The organism is Nocardioides sp. P5_E3, from assembly GCF_054049275.1.
Window position 1 is genome coordinate 100716 of the sequence record NZ_JBFUMR010000011.1, and the last position, 19860, is coordinate 120575.

Sequence of the window (19860 nt, forward strand, 5' to 3'; positions counted from 1 at the left end):
CCTTGGTGGAGGGGCCTGACTGCCTGGCGCATGGCACTGGGCTCCTCCTCGTCGTCCGTGGTTCTGCGTGGGCTTGGGCGGCGTGCTGGTGCCGCCCCGACATCGAGTGAACCCGCCTGCGGACGGGTGTGGGAGTCCCTGTCGAGGGGTGCACCGACAGGGCACCCCTCATGGCTACGGGGCCGCTCCGCACCGGCCTAGTCTCGAGGTCGTGGACAACCGAGAAGACGTGCGCGAGTTCCTCACCACCCGCCGCGCACGCATCACCCCGGAGCAGGTCGGGTTGCCGACCACCGGCAGCCGCCGCGTGAAGGGGCTGCGCCGCAGCGAGGTCGCGACGCTGGCCGGCCTGAGCGTGGAGTACTACGCCCGGCTCGAGCGGGGCCAGATCGCCGGCGCCTCGTCCAGCGTCCTGGAGGCGCTGGCGCGGGCGCTGCAGCTCGACGAGACCGAGCGCGCCCACCTGTACGACCTCGCACGTGCTGCGGACGGCATCCCCACCAGCAGCCGTCCTCGTCGTCGTACGCCGGCGAAGGCCGCGTCGCGTCTCAGCCTGCGGTGGGCCCTCGAGGCCATCACCGACGGTGTCGCCTTCGTCCGCGACCCCCATCAGAACCTGCTGGCCACCAACACCCTCGGCCGCGCGTTCTACTCGCCCGTCATCGGCGACGACGAGCAGGCTCGAGGTCGTACGCCGAACCTCGCCCGCTTCCAGTTCCTCGACCCCGCCGCGCGGGACTTCTACCCCGACTGGGACCTCTTCGCCGAGATGTGCGTGGGCATCATGCGCACCGAGGCGGGTCGCGACCCCCACGACCGCGGCCTGCAGGACCTCGTCGGCGAGCTCTCCACCCGCAGCGAGACCTTCCGCCGCCTCTGGGCGGCGCACGACGTCCGCACCCACGGCACCGGCACGAAGCGCTTCCAGCACCCGGTCGTGGGTGAGCTCACCCTCGCCTACGAGGAGCTCGCCATCACCGCCGAGCCGGGCCTCGTCCTGCTCGTCTACACGGCCGAGCCCGGCTCGCCCTCCGCCGAACGACTCCGGCTGCTCGCCTCCTGGGCAGCGTCGGAGCAGGCAACCGCCCCGTCCACCCACCCCCAGGAAGAGTCCTCCACCCCATGAAGCTCACCCGCAGCTCCGCCGACACCGCCCCCGGCCCCGCCGACTGGTTCACCGGCGACGTCTACATCGACGGCATCCGCAACCCCGACGACCAGTCCGCCGTCGGCTGCGCCCACGTCCGCTTCACCCCCGGAGCCCGCACCGCGTGGCACCACCACCCCAAGGGCCAGACCCTCTACGTCACCGACGGGATCGGCTACGTCGCCCGGCGCGGCCAGGACGGCACGAGCCAGCCGCAGGAGATCCGACCGGGCGACGTGGTCTACATCGAGCCCGGCGAGGAGCACTGGCACGGCGCGACCGCCGGTCGCTTCATGGCCCACGTCGCCATCCATGAGGCCGACGACCAGGGCGAGGTCGTGACCTGGCTCGAGCACGTCACCGACGAGGACTACGCCGCGCAGGGCTGACGGCGGGCCAGCACGACCACCAGCCCTTGGGAGGTCCCGCTGGGGGCGTGCGCGCTCGTAGCGTCCTGCTCGGCGCGCAGCGCCACGCGCCGGGAGGTGGCGCGCGAGCCGGGGGGGACAGATGACGCACGACCACGCGAGAGATGCGGGGGCCGGTAGCCGGCCAGTCGAGCTCGGAGCCACGACGAACGAGCAACGGCGCGAGCTCATCGTGCTGTCCGAGCAGGCCACGGCCGCAGCGGGCGACGTACCTGCTGCGCTGGGCCTCGCCCGTGACGTCGGCGGCCGGCTGCCACACCCCGGCAGCGGCAGCACCGCGTTCCTGTGGTCGGCCCTCGCCAGCGTCGCCGCCGCCGACCTGACCGTCGCGCGGGTGCTGGAGCCGCACCTGGACGCCCACGCCATCCTCGGGCAGGCGGGCGAGGAGGCCGGGGACGGGACCTGGGGCGTGTTCGCCGCCGAGGGGCCGGGCGAGCCGTTGCGGGCGACGCCGAGGGGGTCGTCGTACGTCCTCGACGGGCGCAAGCACTGGTGCTCGCTCGGGGGCGAGCTCGACCACGCGCTGATCAGCGCACGGGTGGGCCGGGAACGACAGCTCTTCGCCGTCGACCTCGACCACCCGGACGTGACGGCCGTGGCCGGGACGTGGGTGGCGCGCGGGCTCACCGCGGTCGACTCGGGTCCCCTCGACCTCGACGGGGTGGACGCGCGCGCCGTCGGGGCGCCCGGGTGGTACCTCGAGCGGCCCGGCTTCGCGTGGGGTGCGATCGGCGTGGCCGCCGTCTGGTTCGGCGGGGCGGTGGGGGTCGCGAGGCGCATGGTGGCGGCATCCGGCACGCGTGAGCCCGACCAGGTGGCGTTGATGCACCTCGGCGCCGTCGACGCGCGGCTGCACGGCGCCCGGGCCGTGCTGGAGCAGGCGGCTGCGGCCCTCGACGCCGGCAACCTCGCCGGACCGGTCGGCTGGCGGGCCGCACTGCGCGTGCGTGAGGTGGTCGCCGTCGCGTCCGAGGACGTCCTGCGGCGTTCAGCGCATGCCCTGGGGCCCGGTCCCCTGGCCACCGACGAGGCGCACGCGCGCCGGGTGGCCGACCTCGAGCTCTACCTCCGCCAGTGGCACGCCGAGCGCGACCAGGCGTCCCTCGGGCGGCAGCTCCTCGACGACCCGGGGTCGGACTGGTGATCGCTCCCCGCTTCCGGCACGACCACCCCGGTACGACGGCCGGGTCGTGGTCGGACGTCCTGGCGAGCGTGCCGACCCTCGGGCTGCCGGGGTCGCGCGGCCGCGTCGTCGTCGTGGGCGGGCACCCCGACGACGAGACTCTCGGGGCGGGCGGCCTGCTGCACACCGCCGCGCGCGCGGGTCGGAGCGTCGAGGTCGTGACTGCGACGGCCGGTGAGGGCTCGCACCCGCACTCTCCCACCCACTCCCCCGGTCGGCTCGCGGAGGTGCGCCGGGCGGAGCTGCGTCGCGCCACGGAGGTCCTCGCCCCGGACGCGCACGTCACCTGCCTCGACCTCCCCGACGGCGCGGTGGCCGAGCACGAGGAGGAGCTGGTGGCGGCACTCGTCGAGACGATCGGCACCGATGGTGCCGACGTGCTCCTCTGCGCGCCGTGGCGCGGTGACGGCCACCCCGACCACGAGGCGGTGGGGCGGGCCGCCGCGACCGCCGCCCACCGCACCGACGCGCTCCTGTGGGAGTACCCAGTCTGGTGGTGGCACTGGGGTCGCCCGGACGACCTCGCACGGGCCCCCGTCGCGCGGCTGCCGCTGTCGGCAGAGGCCATGACGGCGAAGCGGGCGGCCGTCGACGCCCACGAGAGCCAGGTCCGGCCGCTCTCGGCCGCGCCCGGTGACGAGGTGCTCCTCGGCCCCGACCTGCTCGCCCACTTCGGCCGAGACCACGAGGTGTTCCTGGTCGGCGGACCCGAGGCCGACGACGAGTCCCTCGACCGGGTCCACCGCGAGCGAGCCGACCCGTGGGACGTCGACTCCTTCTACGAGCGCCGCAAGCGCGCCGTGTCGCTGGCGAGCCTGCCGCGGGAGCACTACCCGCTCGCCCTCGAGGTGGGCTGCTCGGTCGGCGCGCTGGCCATCGACCTCGCGACCCGCACCGACCGGCTGCTGGCCGTCGACGACAGCCCCACGGCCGTCGACCTCGCCCGTCGGCGTACGGCCGGCATCGACGGGCTCGAGGTGCGGCTGGCCCGGGTGCCGGACGAGTGGCCGGCCGCCCGCTACGACCTGGTGTCGGTGTCCGAGGTCGGCTACTTCCTCAGCCCCCGACGGCTCGCGGAGCTGGTCCGGCTCTGCCTCACCTCACTGGCCGACGACGGTCACGTGCTCCTGTGCCACTGGCGCCACCAGCCCGTCGGCTGGCCCCTGGCCGGGCCGGCGGTCCACGACAGGTTCGTCGACGCCTTCCTCGCTGCGGGAGGTCGGGTGCTGGTCGAGCACCAGGAGCCCGACTTCCTGCTGCACGTGCTGGGACGGTCCTCGTGACGCGTCCCGACGCTGTGGCGGTCGTCGTGCCGGCCCGCGACGAGGAGGTCCTGCTTCCCGCCTCCCTCGACGCGGTCGCGGCCGCCGTCGACGCGCTGGGCACGGCGTACCCGGACGTCCCCACGCAGGTCGTGGTCGTCCTGGACGCGTGCCGCGACGGCTCCGACCGGGTGGTGCGCGACCGCGACGGCGTCGTCGCGGTCACCACCCTCGCCGGCTGCGTCGGCGTCGCCAGGTCGGAGGGCGTCGAGGCGGCCGCGGCGTGGGCGGCCGGCATCGGCAGCCGCTCCCTGTGGGTGGCGAGCACCGATGCCGACAGCGTCGTCCCGCGACACTGGCTGACGTCGCACCTCGCGTGGGCCGCCGACGGCCTCGGCCTCGTGGTCGGCACCGTCGAGCCGCGGCCCGGCGACCTGCCCGCAGGATCGCTGTCGGCCTGGCACCAACGCCACACCACCGCGGACGGCCACGACCACGTGCACGGCGCCAACCTCGGCTTCACGCTGGACGCCTACCGGGCGGCGGGCGGGTTCCCACTCCTGCCCACGCACGAGGACGTCGGGCTGGTGACGGCGATGCGCGAGGCCGGAGTGCCGTCCCTGGCGACCGGGGCCGTGCCGGTCGTCACCTCGGGACGCCGGACCGGCCGTGCCCCCGACGGCTTCGCGCACTACCTCGACGGTCTCGGCGCCTGAGGCTCAGCCGACCTTCATCTCCCCCAGCTCGTTCCAGCCATCCTGGTCGACCTCGGTGCTGACGATCTCGGGCGTGCGGGTGAGGTACTGCGGGAGCTCGGCCTGGGCGGCCTTGAAGTGGTCGGAGCCGACGTGCGCCCCGCCGGCGTCGCCGTCACGGAAGGCCTCGACGAGGACGTACTCGCTCGGGTCCTCGAGGCTGCGCGACCACTCGAACCACAGGCAGCCGTCCTCGGCGCGGGTGGCCTCGGTGAAGGCCCGCGACAGCCGGGGCCAGTCGTCGGCGTGCTCGGGCTTGATCGGGAACTTGGCGGTGATGAAGATCAAGGCGTCTCCTCGGTGCGTCGGGCTCGGCTCACTTCCCCCGACCCTACGAGCCTCGCCTAGGCTGTCGCCGATCGCCATGACACCGAACACCCGCACCCGCCGGCTGCTGCTCGTCGTCGACGCCCCGTCGCTGCTGCACCGCAACCACCACGCGCGGTCGCACACCGGGCTGCGCGACCGGCAGGGTCGCCCGATCTGGGCGCTGCACGGGATGCTGCGCCAGATCCTCGAGTCGATCGACTCCTTCGCCCCCGACGCCGTCGTCTTCGGCCTCGACGACCGATCCGGATCGATGCGCCGCGACCTCTACCCCGACTACAAGGCCGGCCGGGCGGAGAAGGACCCCGAGCTGATCGACCAGCTCGACCGCGCGGCCGCCCTGCTCGACGCGCTGGGGCTGGCCACCCTGACCCCGCCGGGCCTGGAGGCCGACGACGTCAACGCCTCGGGTGCCACCTGGGCGACGGCCAACGGCTGGGACTGCGTGATCATCACCTCCGACCGCGACGCCTTCGCCCACATCAGCCACCACACGCGGGTGCTGCGGCTCATCGACGGCGGGATCCACGGCTCGCCCACGCTCAACCCGGCGAGCCTGTTCAACATGTACGGCGTGCGCCCGGCCAACTACCTGGCCTTCGCGGCGCTGCGGGGCGACAGCAGCGACAACCTGCCCGGCGTGCAGGGCATCGGCGAGAAGACCGCCGCGATCCTGCTCGACGTCGCCGGCTCGATGGACGCCGCGTGGTCGGACATCGACCACAACGGCGGCACCGCACTCCTCGGCGCGCTCGACGACTGGTCGGCCGAGACCGGCGGGCGTCGCGTCGGCGCCACCGTCGTACGCCGCCTCTCGGCCCCGGGTGCCCGCGAGCGCTACGAGTTCAACGTGCAGATGATGTCCGGGCGCGACGACCTCGACCTCGGCCTGACCCCCGACGTCCCCGGCTCGCGCGGGCTGCTGCCGCTCGACCTCGACCGGGTCACCCAGGTGGTCGGCTTCCTCGACAACGACTTCACCACCGACTTCGCGGTGCGGGTGCTGACCAGCCGCCCGGCGTCAGGCTGACTGCTCGCCCTGGCCCTCACCCAGCTGCGCCCGCAGCCGGTCCACCTCGTCCTCGAGCTCGAGGACACGCGCGATGCCGACGAGGTTGAGCCCCTCGGCGAGCAGGTCACGGATGCGCTCGAGCCGGAGCACGTCGTCGTCGCTGTAGAGGCGGCTGCCGCCCGACGTCCGGTCGGGCGTCAGCAGCCCGCGGCGCTCGTAGACGCGGAGGTTCTGGATCTCCATCGACACCATCGAGGCGGCCACGGAGATCGCGTAGACGCCGTCGTCGCTGGCAGCCACCGAGCACCTCCTGGACCCCACGAAATTCTTCACCGGACGGCTTGATCCTGCCTCATCCCGTGGGTATAACAAACCTGTATCCATCAGTACAGGTCGTGGACCACAGCGCTTGCAGGTCCACCCGGCAGATCCAGGAGGAGACGATGTTGCTTCGAACCACCGACCCGTTCCGTGACCTCGACCGGCTCACCCAGCAGCTGCTGGGCACGACCAACCGTCCCGCGGTCATGCCGATGGACGCGTGGCGCGAGGGCGACCGCTTCGTGATCGAGTTCGACCTGCCCGGCGTCAACACCGACAGCATCGACCTCGACGTCGAGCGCAACGTCCTCACCGTGCGCGCCGAGCGGGTGGCCCGCAACGGCGACTGGGAGCCGCTGGCCTCCGAGCGTCCCCGCGGCGCGTTCAGCCGTCAGCTCGTGCTGGGCGACAACCTCGACCTCGACCGCATCGAGGCGACGTACGCCGACGGGGTGCTGCGGCTGGTCGTCCCGGTCGCGGAGAAGGCCAAGCCCCGCAAGATCGAGATCGCGCAGTCGGGCTCGGGCCGCGGCGAGCACGCCCAGCTGACCGTCTGACCAGCCGACCCACCCATCCCTGGTCGCGGGGTCGCAGCCCTTGCGCAGTGTGCTGCGGCTCCGCGGCCGATCCGCGCGCACCTAGGTCGCGACGTGCTGCCCAGGATCCGCCTGCTGGTGGAGATCGAGCGACAACAACCGGGCCGCGAGGTCCACCGCGGGACCGAGGAGCAGGATCACCGCGAGCGTGCCGACGCCCACCGTCGCGCCCAGCAGCCACCCGCCCAGCGCTCCCCCGCCCTGCACCACGCTGTAGCTCCACTTGAAGGGCACCGGCGGGTCCCACGCAAGCGCGGCCGCCTCGGCCGGCCCGGCGCCGGTGTGGCTGCCGAGGTAGAGCGCGATGCCCAGCGCCAGCACGGGAAAGGCGGCCGTCAGGAGGGCCGCCCGCCACCCCAGCGTGTCGGGCGTCGTGATCAGGTCCAGCACCACCGAGACCGTCACCCCGACCAGCACGACCTGCACCACCGTGCCGATCCCCGGGTAGACCTTCCGGAGCGCCGCCAGTGCCACCAGCACGACGCCGACGACGAGGTTGACGATCCAGAAGTCGACCCCGGTCGTGATGGCCAGACCGTTGACGAAGGTCGAGTAGCCGTCCGACCCCAGGTCGGCCGCCAGCAGCAGCGCGACACCGATGCCCAGGACGACACAGCCGACGAGGAGCATGGCCGTACGCCGGGGGCTGGGGATCACGGGCGACAGCATCTCAGGCAGTACACCTGCATCGGGCGCTACGGTCGCGCAGTGGGAGCGGGATGGGAGCCGACGACGCCGGGCGTGCTCGTGCTGCCCAGCGGGCGCACGCTCCGCGGGTGCCCGCTGGCCGACGTGGGCGGCGCCGGCAGGCCGGACTTCGGGCTCCACCTGGCAGCCGAGGATCCTCCTCCGCCCAGCTGGCCGTCGCGCTGGATCCGCTGGCGGGACTTCCGGACGCCCTCCGACCCCGAGGACGCGCGGGAGGCACTCGTCGACGTCTGGCGACGGTCGTCCGAGCAACGTGTCGAGGTCGCCTGCCGCGGTGGTCGGGGTCGCACCGGGACGGCTCTCGCCTGCCTCGCGGTCATCGATGGCGTGCCCGCGCACGAGGCGGTGGCCTTCGTGCGCCGCTCCTACCACCCGGCGGCCGTGGAGACGCCGTGGCAGAGGCGGTTCGTCCAGCAGTTCGGCGGGCCCTGACGTCCCGGTGAACACCCGGCGACCCCTCGCCGAACCCGGCGGCACCGGCCTTCCGCACCAGGACGACCCCGTCGTACGTTGGCGACCCTCTCTCGGAAGGCATCACCCATGCGCTCACGGACCACCCGCCTCGCCCTCGCCGCCGTCGCGGCCCTCGCCGTCGCCGGACTCGGCGCTCCCTCCCTGACCTCGCCCGCCGCCGCGGGCCCGGGCAAGGCGGCCATGGCCAAGCCCGCCAAGCCCGGCAAGCCGACGGAGGTCCGCTTCGCCACCTTCAACGCCTCGCTCAATCGCGGCACTGCGGGCCAGCTGGTCGCGGACCTGTCGGCGCCGGGCAACGCGCAGGCGGCCGGCGCCGCGGAGACGATCCAGCGCGCCGACGCGGACGTCATCCTCGTCAACGAGTTCGACTACGCCGAGGACGGCGAGGCAGCCGAGCTGTTCCGCGACAACTACCTCGCGGTGGGCCAGAACGGCGCCGCACCGCTCGACTACCCCTACTACTACGTCGCGGAGTCCAACACCGGCATCCCGAGCGGGTTCGACCTCAACAACAACGGCGTGATCGGTGGCGGCGACGACGCCTACGGCTTCGGCCTGTTCCCGGGCCAGTACGGCCTGGTCGTCTACTCGAAGTACCCGATCGCCGTCGACGACGTCCGCACCTTCCAGCACTTCCTGTGGAAGGACATGCCGGGCGCCGTGCTACCCGACGACCCGGCCACTGCCCCGCCGGCGGACTGGTACTCCCCCGCCGAGCTGGACGTCTTCCGGTTGTCCTCGAAGTCGCACTGGGACGTGCCGATCAAGCTGCCCGGCCGCAAGCCCGTCCACTTCCTCGTCTCCCACCCGACGCCGCCCAGCTTCGACGGTGCCGAGGACCGCAACGGTCGGCGCAACCACGACGAGATCCGCTTCTGGGCCGACTACGTCAGCGGCGGAAGGGCTGCGTCGTACATCTACGACGACGAGGGCGGGACGGGTGGCCTGGGCCGCGGCCAGGACTTCGTGATCGCGGGCGACCAGAACGCCGACCCGGTCGACGGGGACTCGTACGACTATGCGATCCGGCAGCTGCTCGACCACCCGCGGATCCAGGACCCGACGCCCATCTCGACGGGCGCGGTCGAGGCGACGCTGCGTGACAAGGGCATCAACCTCACGCACCAGGGCCCGGCGGAGCGCGACACCGCCGACTTCGCCGACAACGCGCCCGGCAACCTCCGGGTCGACTACGTCCTGCCCAGCGAGCGACTGGCGGTCCGCAACACCGGCGTCTACTGGCTGCCGTCCACCGACCCGCTGTTCACCCGCCTGATCGGGGTCTTCCCCTTCCCGGTGACCGACCACCGCCTGGTGTGGCTCGACGTCAGCACCGGTCGAGCGCACGGGCACTGATCCCGCAGCCGCTTCGCCGAGGGGCCCGCGGACGTTCACCTGACGTCCACCTGCAGGCCCCTCGGGGGGCCACCCGGATGACGAGAGTCGGCCTGTCCGTCCCGACGACATCCGGAGACTCCCCCCATGCCGCTTCGCCCTCCCATGAGCCCGAGCCAGACCCCGATCCAGACCTCGATCCCGCCCCGCACGCTGCTGCCGATGGTCGGCCAGACCCACGGCAACCGCAGCGCCGTGACCTGTCACCTGCGCTGCGGTGACGCCTGCTCCGCCCCGGTGCCCAACACCACCGAGACGTCGTACTTCCGCGACGTCGCCGCCACGGTCCTGAGCCGCCGCTCCGTCGTCGGCACCGGGGTCTCCGTCGCCGCTCTCACCGCGGTCCCGATGGCTCGCGCGGCTGCCACTCCTGCCGGTCCCAAGCCGGGCAAGGGCGGTCACGGCAAGCCCGGCCACCTGCCGTTCACCCCGATCGCACCTGTCGCCACCACGGTCGACAGCGTCACGGTCCCGGCCGGCTACCGCTGGGACCCGATCCTGCGGTGGGGCGACCCGATCCTCCCGGGGGCGCCCACCTTCGACGGCACCCGCCAGACGCCCGAGGCGCAGGCCGGACAGTTCGGCTACAACAACGACTACCTCGACATCATCGAGACCAACCGCGCCGGCACCGAGGCGCTGCTCGTGTGCAACCACGAGTACACCAACGAGGGCATCATGTTCGCGCCCGGAACCGACCCGGCGACCGTGATCCGCACGGCCTGGGCCGCGCACGGCATGTCGGTCGTCGAGCTCCGGCGCCGCCGGCGCGGCGACGTCTGGACGTACGTCCCGGGCGCACGCCTGAACCGCCGGATCACCCTCGACACCCCGTTCACCGTGGACGGTCCGGCCGCCGGGTCCGACCTGCTGAAGACGGCGGCCGACCCGACCGGTCGCACGGTCCGCGGGACGATGAACAACTGCGCCGGCGGTACGACGCCGTGGGGCACCGTGCTGTCGGGTGAGGAGAACTTCAACCAGTACTTCCGCGCCACCGGCACGGACCCCAAGGAGACCCGCTACGGCCTCTCCGCCACGCAGGACTCGCGCAACTGGCGCTCGGTCGACCCGCGTTGGGACGCCACGACCGCCGACTACCGCAACGAGCCCAACCGCTTCGGGTGGATCGTCGAGGTCGACCCGAGCGACCCGTCCTCGACGCCCGTGAAGCACACCGCGATGGGGCGCTTCAAGCACGAGGGCGCGAACGTCATCGTCAACCGCGGCGGCCACGTGGTGGCCTACATGGGTGACGACGAGCGCTTCGACTACGTCTACCGCTTCATCTCCCGCGACACCATGCGCCCCGGCAACAGCCCGAAGGCCCGACGCCACAACCTCACGCTGCTGAGCGAGGGCGACCTGTCGGTGGCCCGTTTCACCGGCGACGGCCTCGAGGACGGCGTCAGCGACGGCTCCGGCGAGTGGATCCCGCTCACCCGCGGCGGCCAGTCGATGGTCGCCGGGTTCTCGCTGGAGGAGGTGCTGGTGTACACGCGCCTGGCCGCCGACGCCGTCCAGCCCACCAAGATGGACCGCCCGGAGGATGTCGAGCCCAACCTCCACAACGGCCGCATCTACGTCGCCTGCACCAACAACACCGACCGCGGCAAGGTCGGCAAGGAGGGCCCCACCGAGCCCAACCCGCGCCCGGCCAACAAGGACGGCCACGTCGTGGAGATGATCCCGACCGGCGGTGACCACACGGCCGACACGTTCGGGTGGAACCTGTTCCTGATCTGTGGCGACGAGGCCTCGGCGGGGCGCTACTTCGGCGGCTGGACGGGTCCGGTCTCGCCCATCTCGTGCCCCGACAACGTCGCCTTCGACAGCCTGGGCAACCTGTGGGTCTCCACCGACGGCCAGCCGAGCGCGATCAAGGTGAGCGACGGCCTGTTCAAGGTGCCCGTCGAGGGTCCCGAGCGCGGTCACGTGCAGCAGTTCCTGGCCGTGCCGTCCGGCGCCGAGACCTGCGGTCCGGTCGTCCGCGACCGCGACGACTCGGTGTTCGTCGCCGTCCAGCACCCGGGCGAGGACGGCTCGTGGGCCGCCCCGCAGTCGCGCTTCCCCGACTACGTGCCCGCCGGCGCGGCACCCGCCGCCGGGCAGTTCGCCGGCCCGCGCCCGACGGTCGTGCAGGTCACCCGCGCCTAGGTCCCCCTACGATCGACCCGTGCCACGGCCCCTCACCACCACCGCCGGGGTCGCGGTCGGGTCGACGGCGCTGCTCGCCCTGGCGGTCGCACAGGGCTGGCTCGGCCCGGACGTCGGTCGCGGCGCCAACTTCTGCGAACGGGCGCACGACGGCGCGATCGCGCAACCGGCCAACACGCTGTCCAACCTCGGCTTCGTCGTCGCCGGCCTCCTCATCGCCCTGCACGCCCAGCGCCGGACGGCGGCGCAGCCGGGTGTCGAGCACGTCATGTCGACCACCGTCGCCACGTTCTACGCGTGCGTCGTCGTGCTGCTCGGGCCCGGCTCCGCCGCCATGCACGCCACCCAGAGCGAGTGGGGCGGCCACCTCGACATGCTGAGCATGTACCTGGTCGCCGGCTTCGCCGCGGCCTGGGCGTGGGTGCGCTGGACCCGGCGCGGCACCGCGTCGTTCGTGGTGGCGTACGTCGTCTGCGTCGCGGCGTGCGAGCTCGTCGGGCTGTGGCCCGACCCGGTCCCCGTCGTGCACTACTCCGGCAACCTCGCCTTCGGCGTGCTGCTGGTCGTGGCCGTCGTGCTGGAGACCGCGCTGTGGCGCCGCGGCGAGACCAGCCGGGTCTTCCGCCACGGCGTCGTCGCACTGGCCTCGATGCTGGTCGCCTTCACCATCTGGCTGCTCAGCAACGCCGGGTGGTGCGACCCCGACTCGTTGCTGCAGGGCCATGCTGCCTGGCACCTGCTGTGCGCCGTGTCGGCGTACTGGCTCTACCGGCTCTACGCCTCCGAGCGCACGACCCGGTAGGCAGCGCCTGCCCACCCGCGGGGGTGGTCCACGCCACATCCGGCCAATCCGTCCGCTCCACCAGCACCGAATCCGACGGTCACACCAGCCGGGCCACGGTCCCGGCGGGCCGCCGGAGGCGCGGCGTCCTTGAACGCACAGCGACATCCCTGGATGGAGTACGCATGTTCGGCAAGGCAGTAGTCACAGACATGATCAACCGGAGCGCGGAGAACGAGGCCGACCGCCGCCTGTTCCTGAAGTCGGCCGGCATCGCCGGTCTCGGCGTGGTCGGTGCGGGTGCGCTCGGCGCGACCACCGCCGCCCCGGCGCAGGCTGCGGGGATCAGCGACGGCGCGGTGCTCAACTTCGCCCTCAACCTGGAGTACCTGGAGGCGGAGTTCTACTCCTACGCCTTCCACGGCCACGGCATCGACGACAAGCTGACGTCGGGCAAGGGCAAGAAGGGTGGCGTGATCGGCGGCAAGAAGGTCAACTTCCAGACGCCTGCCATCTACAACTACGCCAAGGAGATCGCCTGGGACGAGCTGCACCACGTGCAGTTCCTCCGCAAGGCGCTCGGCGGCGCCAAGGTCGCGCGGCCGCAGATCGACCTGCAGAACAGCTTCACCGCAGCCGCGACCGCGGCCGGCCTGATCCAGCCCGGCCAGACCTTCGACCCGTTCGCCAACGAGAACAACTTCCTTCTCGCGGCCTACCTGTTCGAGGACGTCGGCGTCACGGCCTACAAGGGCGCGGCACCGCTGATCTCCAACAAGACCTACCTGGAGGCGGCGGCCGGCATCCTCGCCGTCGAGGCCTACCACGCGGGTCTCGTCCGCTCGGCGCTCTACTCGAAGGACATGCAGGACGCGGCGCGTGCGATCTCCAACGCCCGCGACAGTCTCGACGGCAAGGGCAACCGGGACCAGCCCATCGGCACCGCGACCTCGGCCAACATCACGCCCGTAGACCGCAACGGCATCGCCTTCAGCCGGTCCGCCGGCGAGGTGCTCAACGTGGTCTACCTCAACCCGAAGTCGGTCACCAAGGGCGGCTTCTTCCCCCAGGGCGTCAACGGCGCGATCAACAAGAGCGCGTGATCGTCGTGCCGGCGACCGAGCTGCTCGGCATGTTCGTGCTCGGCCTCGTGGTGCTGCGCGCCTCGTGGCTGGCCACGCACCCGTCGGTGCACCACGCCGCGATGCGGCCCGCCCACTGGTCGGCCGAGGTCGACCGCGTGCTGAGCCGCCAGCCGGCGAAGCACCGGGCCTGAGCGTTTCCCCTCCCCGGACGGTCCGGGCGCCACATGGCGTCCGGGCCGCCCCGGGGCAGCTGAGAGGACACACCACATGTTCGGCATCGGACTTCCTGAGCTCGCCGTCATCGCCTTCTTCGGCGTGGTGCTGCTCGGGCCCGACAAGCTCCCCGGGCTGGCCAAGCAGCTGGCCCACGGGATCAAGACCGCCAAGCGGATGGGTGACTCCGTCCGTGACGACCTGCGCTCCTCGCTCGGCGACGACTACGCCGATCTCGAGCTGCGCGACCTCAACCCGCGCGAGCTCATCCGCCGCCAGGTCGAGGAAGCGCTCGCCGAGCGCGACGAGGAGGACGAGGTCGACGACGAGACCGTCGAGGAGATCCTCGACGAGGTCCTCACCCCCGCAACACCCGATGAAAGGAAGACCGCATGACTTCCACCACGACGCCCCTCCTGATCGGAGGGCTGGGCGGCACGGAGCTGCTCATCATCCTCGCCGTCCTGCTCCTGCTCTTCGGAGCCTCCAAGCTCCCCGAGCTGGCCCGCGGCTCCGGCCAGGCCCTGCGCATCTTCAAGTCCGAGACCAAGGGACTGATGGACGACGACAAGTCGGACACGAAGGACACGAACGCCGAGCCGAGGCACGTGGCCGCCCCGGCTGACGTGGCCGTCGACCCGATCATCGTCGAGACGCCCCGCGGCCAGGACGCCTCGCGCGGCTGAGAGGACCAGCAATGTCGATCGCCAGTGTCACCGACATGCTCCGTGTCGCACCCAGCCATCCCGGCTCGACCCCCGGGACGATGTCGTTGGCCGGCCACCTCCGTGAGCTGCGGGCCAGGCTGATCCGGTCCGCACTCGTCCTGGTGGTGGCGTTCGGCGTCTCGCTCCTCTTCTTCGACCCGCTCCTCGCGCTGGTCCTCGGCCCCTACAACCAGGCTCGCGACCTGGTGGGGGCGGACACCACGACCTCGGCGTACGTCGCCGGGGCCACGGGGCCGCTCATGCTCCACCTCAAGCTCTGCGGCGTCGCCGCCCTCATGGCCGCCAGCCCCTACTGGCTGTGGCAGGCCTGGGCGTTCGTCGTCCCCGGGCTGCTCGAGCGCGAACGGCGGTGGTCGCGCGTCTTCGCGCTGGTCGCCGGTCCCCTGTTCATCGGGGGCGTGGCCCTGGGTTACTACGTGCTCCCCAAGGGCCTCGGCGTGCTGATCGGCTTCACGCCCGACGGCCTCGAGAACCTGGTGGAGTTCGGCGACTACTTCTCCTTCTTCACCCGGATGCTGCTGGTGTTCGGCCTCGCCGTCGAGCTGCCGTTCTTCCTGGTGCTGCTCAACCTCGCCGGTGTCGTGACCGGTGCGCAGCTCGGGCGGCACCGGTCGATCATCATGATGGCGACCGTGGTCTTCGCGGCGGTCGCGACGCCGTCCACCGATCCGTTCTCGATGCTCATGCTGGCCGTCCCGATGATGGTGCTCTTCCTCGTCGCGGAGGTCATCACGCGCGCCGTCGACCGTCGCCGCGCCGCCCGCGCGCTCGCCCAGGTGCGGATCGGGGACTGACGTGTTCCAGACCACGAGGTACGCCGCTCCCCCGACGCGTCGCCGGAGTGCCGACGCCGAGGTGACGCCCACGCGTCCCGGACGCATCTGGCCGCTCCTGGGCCCGGCGTTCGTGACCGCGGTGGCCTACGTCGACCCGGGCAACTTCGCGACCAACATCGCGGCCGGCTCGGGCTACGGCTACCTGCTGGTGTGGGTGGTCGTGGTCAGCAACATCATGGCGATGCTCATCCAGTACCTCTCCGCCAAGGCCGGCGTCGCGACGGGCCTCAGCCTCCCGGCGCTGTGCCGCGAGCACCTCCCCCGCCCGGTCGTGAAAGGGCTCTGGGGACAGGCGGAGCTGGTCGCCATCGCCACCGACCTCGCCGAGGTCGTGGGCGGCGCACTGGCGCTGAAGCTGCTCTTCGACCTGCCGCTCCTGGTGGGCGGCACCATCACCGCCGTCGTGGCCTTCGCCCTGCTGGCCGTGAAGGGCGCCGGGCACCGGCACTTCGAGACCGTGATCATCGGCCTGCTCGGGGTGATCCTCGTCGGGTTCGTCTACGACATCGCCATCAGCGGCGTCGACGCGATGGCGGTGCTCGACGGCACCCTCCCGCGCTTCGACGGGATCGACAGCGTCGTGCTCGCCGCCGGCATGCTCGGCGCGACGGTCATGCCCCACGCGATCTACCTCCACAGCGCACTCACCAGCGAGCGGCTGCACGCCCGCACCGACGAAGCGCGGCGCACGGTCATGCGCGGCCAGCGCATCGACGTGGTGACGGCCATGACGATCGCCGGGCTGATGAACCTCTCGCTGCTCCTCGTCGCCGCCTCCGCGCTGGCGGGTCGTGGCATCGACACCATCGAGGGCGCGTACGCCGGCCTCGGCGAGACGCTGGGCACCGGCGCCGCGCTGCTCTTCGCCCTCGGGCTGCTCGCCTCGGGGTTCGCCTCCAGCAGCGTCGGCACCCTGTCGGGCCAGGTCGTGATGGAGGGGTTCCTGCGACGACGGATCCCGCTGACCGTCCGGCGGCTCGTGACGTTGCTGCCGGCGGTCGTCGTCCTCGCCCTCGGCGTGGACCCGACCGCCGCGCTGGTGGCCTCGCAGGTCGTCCTGTCCTTCGGCATCCCCTTCGCACTGGTGCCGCTGGTGTGGTTCACCGCGCGCCGCGACGTGATGGGGTCGCTGGTCAACCGGCGGGTGACGACCGTGGCGGGGGTCGCGGCCGCGGGGGCGATCATCGTGCTCAACGTCGTGCTGCTCGTGCAGCTCGTCACCTGAGGCACCGGGTCGCCGGGGCTACGCCTCGGAGCTGATCAGCACCTGACGCGGCTCCTCGTCCCGGGAGCGCCGCGCGGCGACGGCGCCGACGACGAGGCCCATCAGCACGCCGGGCACCACCCAGCGCCAGCCGGCGAGCGAGAACCACGCCGTCCCGGGCTCGGCGGGAGCCGGTGCGGGCGCCGGGGCAGGGGTGGCACCGGCCGGGATCGAGACCACCTCGGGGGCGACCGAGTCGTCCAGCACCTGCCTCAGCACGGCCGCGAGCTCCTCCGGCCGGTCGACCTCGGCCCACCCGCCGGCGTCCCCGGCCGAGAAGGTCGTCATGACCCACGCCGTCCCGTCGGGGGCGACGTGGACGCGGTCGAAGCGCCACGGCATCACGTCGTGGACCATCCAGGTGAGGTTGTAGTCGTCACCAGCGCCACCGGGTGCGAGCGGCTTGCCTCGTGTCTCGTCGGCGGGCAGCAGCCCCAGCAGGGCGTCGTACGCCGCATCGTCGTAGTAGAGGGCGCCGGCCGACTGGCCGGGCTGGGTGATGAGCACGCTCGTCGGTCCGCCTGCGTGGGACGCAGCCGGCAGTCCCACGGCAGCGGCAAGGGCGAGTACGGCGACGGCCAGGATCCTGCGCATGGCTCCTCCTCGGGACGGGTTGCCGGGGATACACCGCCGCGCCGGTCGGGGTTCCGTCAGTCGACGGACTCGGCGATCTGCGTCGCCTCGGCCAGGTCGAGGTCGCCCTCCAGCCGCAGGGTGAGGTCGCCATCGAGCCACAGCAGGGTCGGGCCGGCCAGGCGGGACGGGAGGTCCCGCACCGAGCCACCGTCGGGGACCACGGTCACCCGGTGCGCCGTCGGCAGCCAGAGCGCCTCGGTCCCGGCGACGAGGACGCGCTCGGCCTGGTCGGCGGTCTTCCAGAAGATCGGCTCGACGTCGCCGCGCAGCTCGTCGAGCCGGACCGTGCCGTCCTCCGCCGTCCAGCTGAGCGACACCACCTGCCGGTCCGCCGAGACCTCCACGCCGTCGGGCGCACCGAGCTCGGCAGGAACGACGGGCGTGAAGCCGGCGAGCCGCTCCGCGCGCTCGAGGTCGGGCGTGCCCGGCGCCGGCGGCACCGTCGGCGTCTCGGTGACGGGATCACCGGACGTCACCGAGACCCCGGGCAGGCCGAGCCAGCCGCGGATCTCCGCACCCACCGGGGAAGCCACGACGCCGACGCCGAGCAGGCCGGCGACCAGGCCGGCCAGCCAGCGCCGCCACCGCCGGCGCGGACGGGTCCTGGCGACGCGGTCCATCACCGCCCGCTCGAGGCCGTCCGGGACCGGCACCTGCAGGTCGGCGGCCAGTGCGGACAGCCGCTCCTCCAGTGCGTCAGGCATGGTCCACCTCCTCGATCGTCGTGGCGAGGTCGTCGCGCAGCCGCGCGAGGCCCCTGCTCAGCCGGGACTTCACCGTGCCCCGGGGCACGCCGAGCACGACGGCCGTGGCCGCCTCGTCGAGCTCGAGCAGGTAGCGGCAGGCCACCACGTGGGAGAGCTTGTCGGGCAGCCTCCCGACCGCCGCGAGCAGCCGCTCCCGGTCCTCGCGGCCGACCACCTGCGCGGACGGGTCGAGCAGGTCGGTCAGCGGTGGGCGGGCCTCCCGCGCCTCCCGACCGGCACGTCGTACGGCGGAGCGGTGGGCGTTGCGGGTCTCGTTGGCGACGATCCGGAGCAGCCACGGCCGGAACGGCCGGTCCGCGCGGAACGAGCCCAGCGACCGGTACGCCTTCACCAGCGCCTCCTGCACCACGTCCTCGGCGTCGCTCCCCGCCCCCAGGAGGGCGGCCGTGCGCATCGCCACCGGGGCGTGCCGGCGCACGAGTACGGCGTACGCGTCGGTGTCCCCGGCGCGCACCCGGCCGACCAGGTCGGCGTCGTCCACGAAGTCGTGGCTGCCGTCGTCGGTGCTGATCGTCCCTCCCGTCCCTCGACCCCGAATCTGGGCCCAGCACCGTGTCTACACCGCCGAGGCGGTCACGGTTCCACGAAGCGAGTGGGACGGAGCGGACGGGTCGGGTCAGGCGTTGCCGTCGACGTAGCGACCGTCGGGGGTGACCGGGTTGTCCTCGTTGATGGCCTCGACGGCCTCGGTGAGCTCGGCCTGGGCCAACGGCGGACGGCGGTCGAGGTGGATGCCGGCGATCATGCAGCGCACGGACCCGCCGGCGAGCTCGATGGTCGGGATGTCGACCGCGACGATCTCGCACGTCTCCTCGATCGCCGCCACCTGCTCGGGACGCAGCGACTGCTTCGCCCGGGAAGACATGGCCATCACGTAGCGGCGCCGGCCCTCCGGCGTACGACCGCACAGCTCGACCGCGTTGCCGGCGAACTCGCGGATCTGCTCCTCGGTCAGCTCGATGATCGTGCGACCGGTCACCGCGAGCCGCTCGCGCACCTGCTCGCGGCGCTGCTCGTCGGGGATCATGTCGAGGGCGATCATCGCGACGTCGGTGCCGATGCACGCGATGACGTTGGTGTGGTAGACCGGCACGCCGTCGGAGTCGACGGCATCGAAGGCCATCGGCTCGTAGCTGAAGTCGGTGCAGAAGCGCTCGAGCACCGTGGCGTCGGCGCGGTGGCTGCGCGCGGTGTAGGCCACGCGCGAGACGTGGTCGAGCACCATCGCACCGGTGCCCTCGAGGAAGATGCCGTCCGGCTCGAGGCCGGAGTAGTCGATGATCTCCTGGACGCGGTACTCCGACTTGAGCATCTCCAGCACGTCGGCACGCCGCTCGTGGCGGCGGTTGGAGGCGTACATCGGGTAGACCGCCACGGTGCCGCCGGCGTGGGTGGAGACCCAGTTGTTGGGGAACACGCTGTCGGGGCGGGTGTGGTCGTCGTCGTCGAAGACGTGGACCCGTACGCCGACGGCGCGCAGGGCCTCGGCCAGCGAGTCCATCTCGGCCATCGCCTTGGCCGCCGTGGATTCCTCCGTCTGTCCGGCCGGGGCGTCGGCCTGGAACGCGTTGTCGGCCGCGGTCGCCGGATTGGGGACGAAGCTGGTCGCGCGGACGAGGATCACTGCAGAAGGGGCCTGGGCACTCACGGGAGGAATGTAGGGCACCCGCGCTCGGTCCTCAGAACCCGCGCGATCCACCACCGCCGCCGCCCCGCGAGCCACCGCCCCCGCCGAAGCTGCGCGACCCTCCGCCGCCGCCCCCGTGGGAGCCACCGCCCCCGCCG

Annotated in this window: 24 protein-coding genes; 17 read left to right on the forward strand and 7 right to left on the reverse strand. The window is 72.6% G+C overall.

The window, feature by feature from the left end:
• Nucleotides 1-211: 211 nt before the first annotated feature.
• The 5 genes from ACXJKB_RS09215 (at nt 212) to ACXJKB_RS09235 (ending at nt 4736) form a co-directional block, all read left to right on the forward strand.
• Complete coding sequence (locus ACXJKB_RS09215) at nt 212-1126, forward strand: helix-turn-helix transcriptional regulator (RefSeq protein WP_457187589.1); 915 nt, start codon at nt 212-214, stop codon at nt 1124-1126.
• Nucleotides 1123-1536 (forward strand): (R)-mandelonitrile lyase, encoded by a 414-nt coding sequence (locus ACXJKB_RS09220; protein ID WP_457187591.1) that lies wholly within the window; start codon nt 1123-1125, stop codon nt 1534-1536. Before ACXJKB_RS09215 ends, ACXJKB_RS09220 begins: the two co-directional genes overlap by 4 nt.
• Before the next feature lie 121 nt (nt 1537-1657).
• Complete coding sequence (locus ACXJKB_RS09225) at nt 1658-2719, forward strand: acyl-CoA dehydrogenase (RefSeq protein WP_457187593.1); 1062 nt, start codon at nt 1658-1660, stop codon at nt 2717-2719.
• A complete protein-coding gene (locus ACXJKB_RS09230; RefSeq protein WP_457187595.1) occupies nt 2716-4041 on the forward strand; it encodes a PIG-L family deacetylase in 1326 nt (441 codons plus the stop codon). Before ACXJKB_RS09225 ends, ACXJKB_RS09230 begins: the two co-directional genes overlap by 4 nt.
• Complete coding sequence (locus tag ACXJKB_RS09235) at nt 4038-4736, forward strand: glycosyltransferase (protein ID WP_457187597.1); 699 nt, start codon at nt 4038-4040, stop codon at nt 4734-4736. The genes ACXJKB_RS09230 and ACXJKB_RS09235 overlap by 4 nt, the downstream gene beginning before the upstream one ends.
• Nucleotides 4737-4739: 3 nt before the next feature.
• Here ACXJKB_RS09235 and ACXJKB_RS09240 read toward each other — a convergent pair whose 3' ends face one another.
• The gene (locus ACXJKB_RS09240; RefSeq protein WP_457187599.1) at nt 4740-5063 is read right to left on the reverse strand and encodes a putative quinol monooxygenase; all 324 of its coding nucleotides are present in this window, start codon (nt 5061-5063) and stop codon (nt 4740-4742) included.
• Between the two features lie 76 nt (nt 5064-5139).
• Here ACXJKB_RS09240 and ACXJKB_RS09245 point away from each other — a divergent pair, with 76 nt between their 5' ends.
• Entirely contained in the window at nt 5140-6132 is a 993-nt protein-coding gene (locus ACXJKB_RS09245; protein WP_457187601.1) for a 5'-3' exonuclease, read from the forward strand.
• Here the strand turns inward: ACXJKB_RS09245 and ACXJKB_RS09250 are convergent.
• On the reverse strand, nt 6124-6414 hold the full coding sequence (locus tag ACXJKB_RS09250; protein ID WP_457187603.1) for a MerR family transcriptional regulator: 291 nt from the start codon (nt 6412-6414) through the stop codon (nt 6124-6126). The genes ACXJKB_RS09245 and ACXJKB_RS09250 overlap by 9 nt on opposite strands.
• A gap of 143 nt (nt 6415-6557) precedes the next feature.
• Here ACXJKB_RS09250 and ACXJKB_RS09255 point away from each other — a divergent pair, with 143 nt between their 5' ends.
• Nucleotides 6558-6992: an Hsp20/alpha crystallin family protein gene (locus tag ACXJKB_RS09255; RefSeq protein WP_457187605.1), complete on the forward strand. Its 435-nt coding sequence runs from the start codon at nt 6558-6560 to the stop codon at nt 6990-6992.
• 81 nt (nt 6993-7073) lie between these two features.
• Here the strand turns inward: ACXJKB_RS09255 and ACXJKB_RS09260 are convergent, their stop codons facing one another.
• Nucleotides 7074-7688: a hypothetical protein gene (locus tag ACXJKB_RS09260; RefSeq protein WP_457187607.1), complete on the reverse strand. Its 615-nt coding sequence runs from the start codon at nt 7686-7688 to the stop codon at nt 7074-7076.
• A 51-nt stretch (nt 7689-7739) separates the two neighbouring features.
• Here ACXJKB_RS09260 and ACXJKB_RS09265 point away from each other — a divergent pair, with 51 nt between their 5' ends.
• The 10 genes from ACXJKB_RS09265 to ACXJKB_RS09310 all read left to right on the forward strand — a co-directional run bounded on the left by ACXJKB_RS09265 (nt 7740) and on the right by ACXJKB_RS09310 (nt 16633).
• A complete protein-coding gene (locus ACXJKB_RS09265) occupies nt 7740-8171 on the forward strand; it encodes a protein-tyrosine phosphatase family protein (RefSeq protein WP_457187609.1) in 432 nt (143 codons plus the stop codon).
• Nucleotides 8172-8279: 108 nt separating this feature from the next.
• Nucleotides 8280-9569 carry an endonuclease/exonuclease/phosphatase family protein gene (locus ACXJKB_RS09270; RefSeq protein ID WP_457187611.1) on the forward strand — a complete coding sequence of 430 codons (1290 nt, stop codon included), beginning with the start codon at nt 8280-8282 and terminating at the stop codon, nt 9567-9569.
• Nucleotides 9570-9695: 126 nt separating this feature from the next.
• Nucleotides 9696-11765, forward strand: coding sequence for a PhoX family protein (locus ACXJKB_RS09275; RefSeq protein ID WP_457187613.1), 2070 nt, complete (start codon nt 9696-9698; stop codon nt 11763-11765).
• A 19-nt stretch (nt 11766-11784) separates the two neighbouring features.
• A complete protein-coding gene (locus ACXJKB_RS09280; RefSeq protein WP_457187615.1) occupies nt 11785-12567 on the forward strand; it encodes a ceramidase domain-containing protein in 783 nt (260 codons plus the stop codon).
• 191 nt (nt 12568-12758) lie between these two features.
• Nucleotides 12759-13649, forward strand: a complete 891-nt coding sequence (locus ACXJKB_RS09285; protein ID WP_457187617.1) for a ferritin-like domain-containing protein — start codon at nt 12759-12761, stop codon at nt 13647-13649.
• Entirely contained in the window at nt 13646-13822 is a 177-nt protein-coding gene (locus ACXJKB_RS09290; protein WP_457187619.1) for a hypothetical protein, read from the forward strand. The genes ACXJKB_RS09285 and ACXJKB_RS09290 overlap by 4 nt, the downstream gene beginning before the upstream one ends.
• Nucleotides 13823-13898: 76 nt before the next feature.
• Complete coding sequence (locus ACXJKB_RS09295; protein WP_457187621.1) at nt 13899-14240, forward strand: twin-arginine translocase TatA/TatE family subunit; 342 nt, start codon at nt 13899-13901, stop codon at nt 14238-14240.
• Nucleotides 14237-14530, forward strand: coding sequence for a Sec-independent protein translocase subunit TatA (gene tatA / locus ACXJKB_RS09300; RefSeq protein WP_457187623.1), 294 nt, complete (start codon nt 14237-14239; stop codon nt 14528-14530). Before ACXJKB_RS09295 ends, tatA begins: the two co-directional genes overlap by 4 nt.
• 11 nt (nt 14531-14541) lie before the next feature.
• A complete protein-coding gene (gene tatC, locus ACXJKB_RS09305) occupies nt 14542-15366 on the forward strand; it encodes a twin-arginine translocase subunit TatC (protein WP_300052197.1) in 825 nt (274 codons plus the stop codon).
• 61 nt (nt 15367-15427) lie between these two features.
• Nucleotides 15428-16633, forward strand: coding sequence for an Nramp family divalent metal transporter (locus ACXJKB_RS09310; protein ID WP_457187635.1), 1206 nt, complete (start codon nt 15428-15430; stop codon nt 16631-16633).
• 18 nt (nt 16634-16651) lie between these two features.
• Here the strand turns inward: ACXJKB_RS09310 and ACXJKB_RS09315 are convergent, their stop codons facing one another.
• The 4 genes from ACXJKB_RS09315 to ctlX form a co-directional block, all read right to left on the reverse strand.
• Complete coding sequence (locus ACXJKB_RS09315) at nt 16652-17266, reverse strand: hypothetical protein (protein ID WP_457187625.1); 615 nt, start codon at nt 17264-17266, stop codon at nt 16652-16654.
• A 56-nt stretch (nt 17267-17322) separates the two neighbouring features.
• Nucleotides 17323-18012 carry a hypothetical protein gene (locus tag ACXJKB_RS09320; RefSeq protein ID WP_457187627.1) on the reverse strand — a complete coding sequence of 230 codons (690 nt, stop codon included), beginning with the start codon at nt 18010-18012 and terminating at the stop codon, nt 17323-17325.
• Entirely contained in the window at nt 18005-18556 is a 552-nt protein-coding gene (locus ACXJKB_RS09325) for an RNA polymerase sigma factor (RefSeq protein ID WP_457187629.1), read from the reverse strand. Before ACXJKB_RS09325 ends, ACXJKB_RS09320 begins: the two co-directional genes overlap by 8 nt.
• A gap of 135 nt (nt 18557-18691) precedes the next feature.
• Nucleotides 18692-19723, reverse strand: coding sequence for a citrulline utilization hydrolase CtlX (ctlX, locus tag ACXJKB_RS09330; RefSeq protein WP_457187631.1), 1032 nt, complete (start codon nt 19721-19723; stop codon nt 18692-18694).
• Nucleotides 19724-19860: the final 137 nt, after the last annotated feature.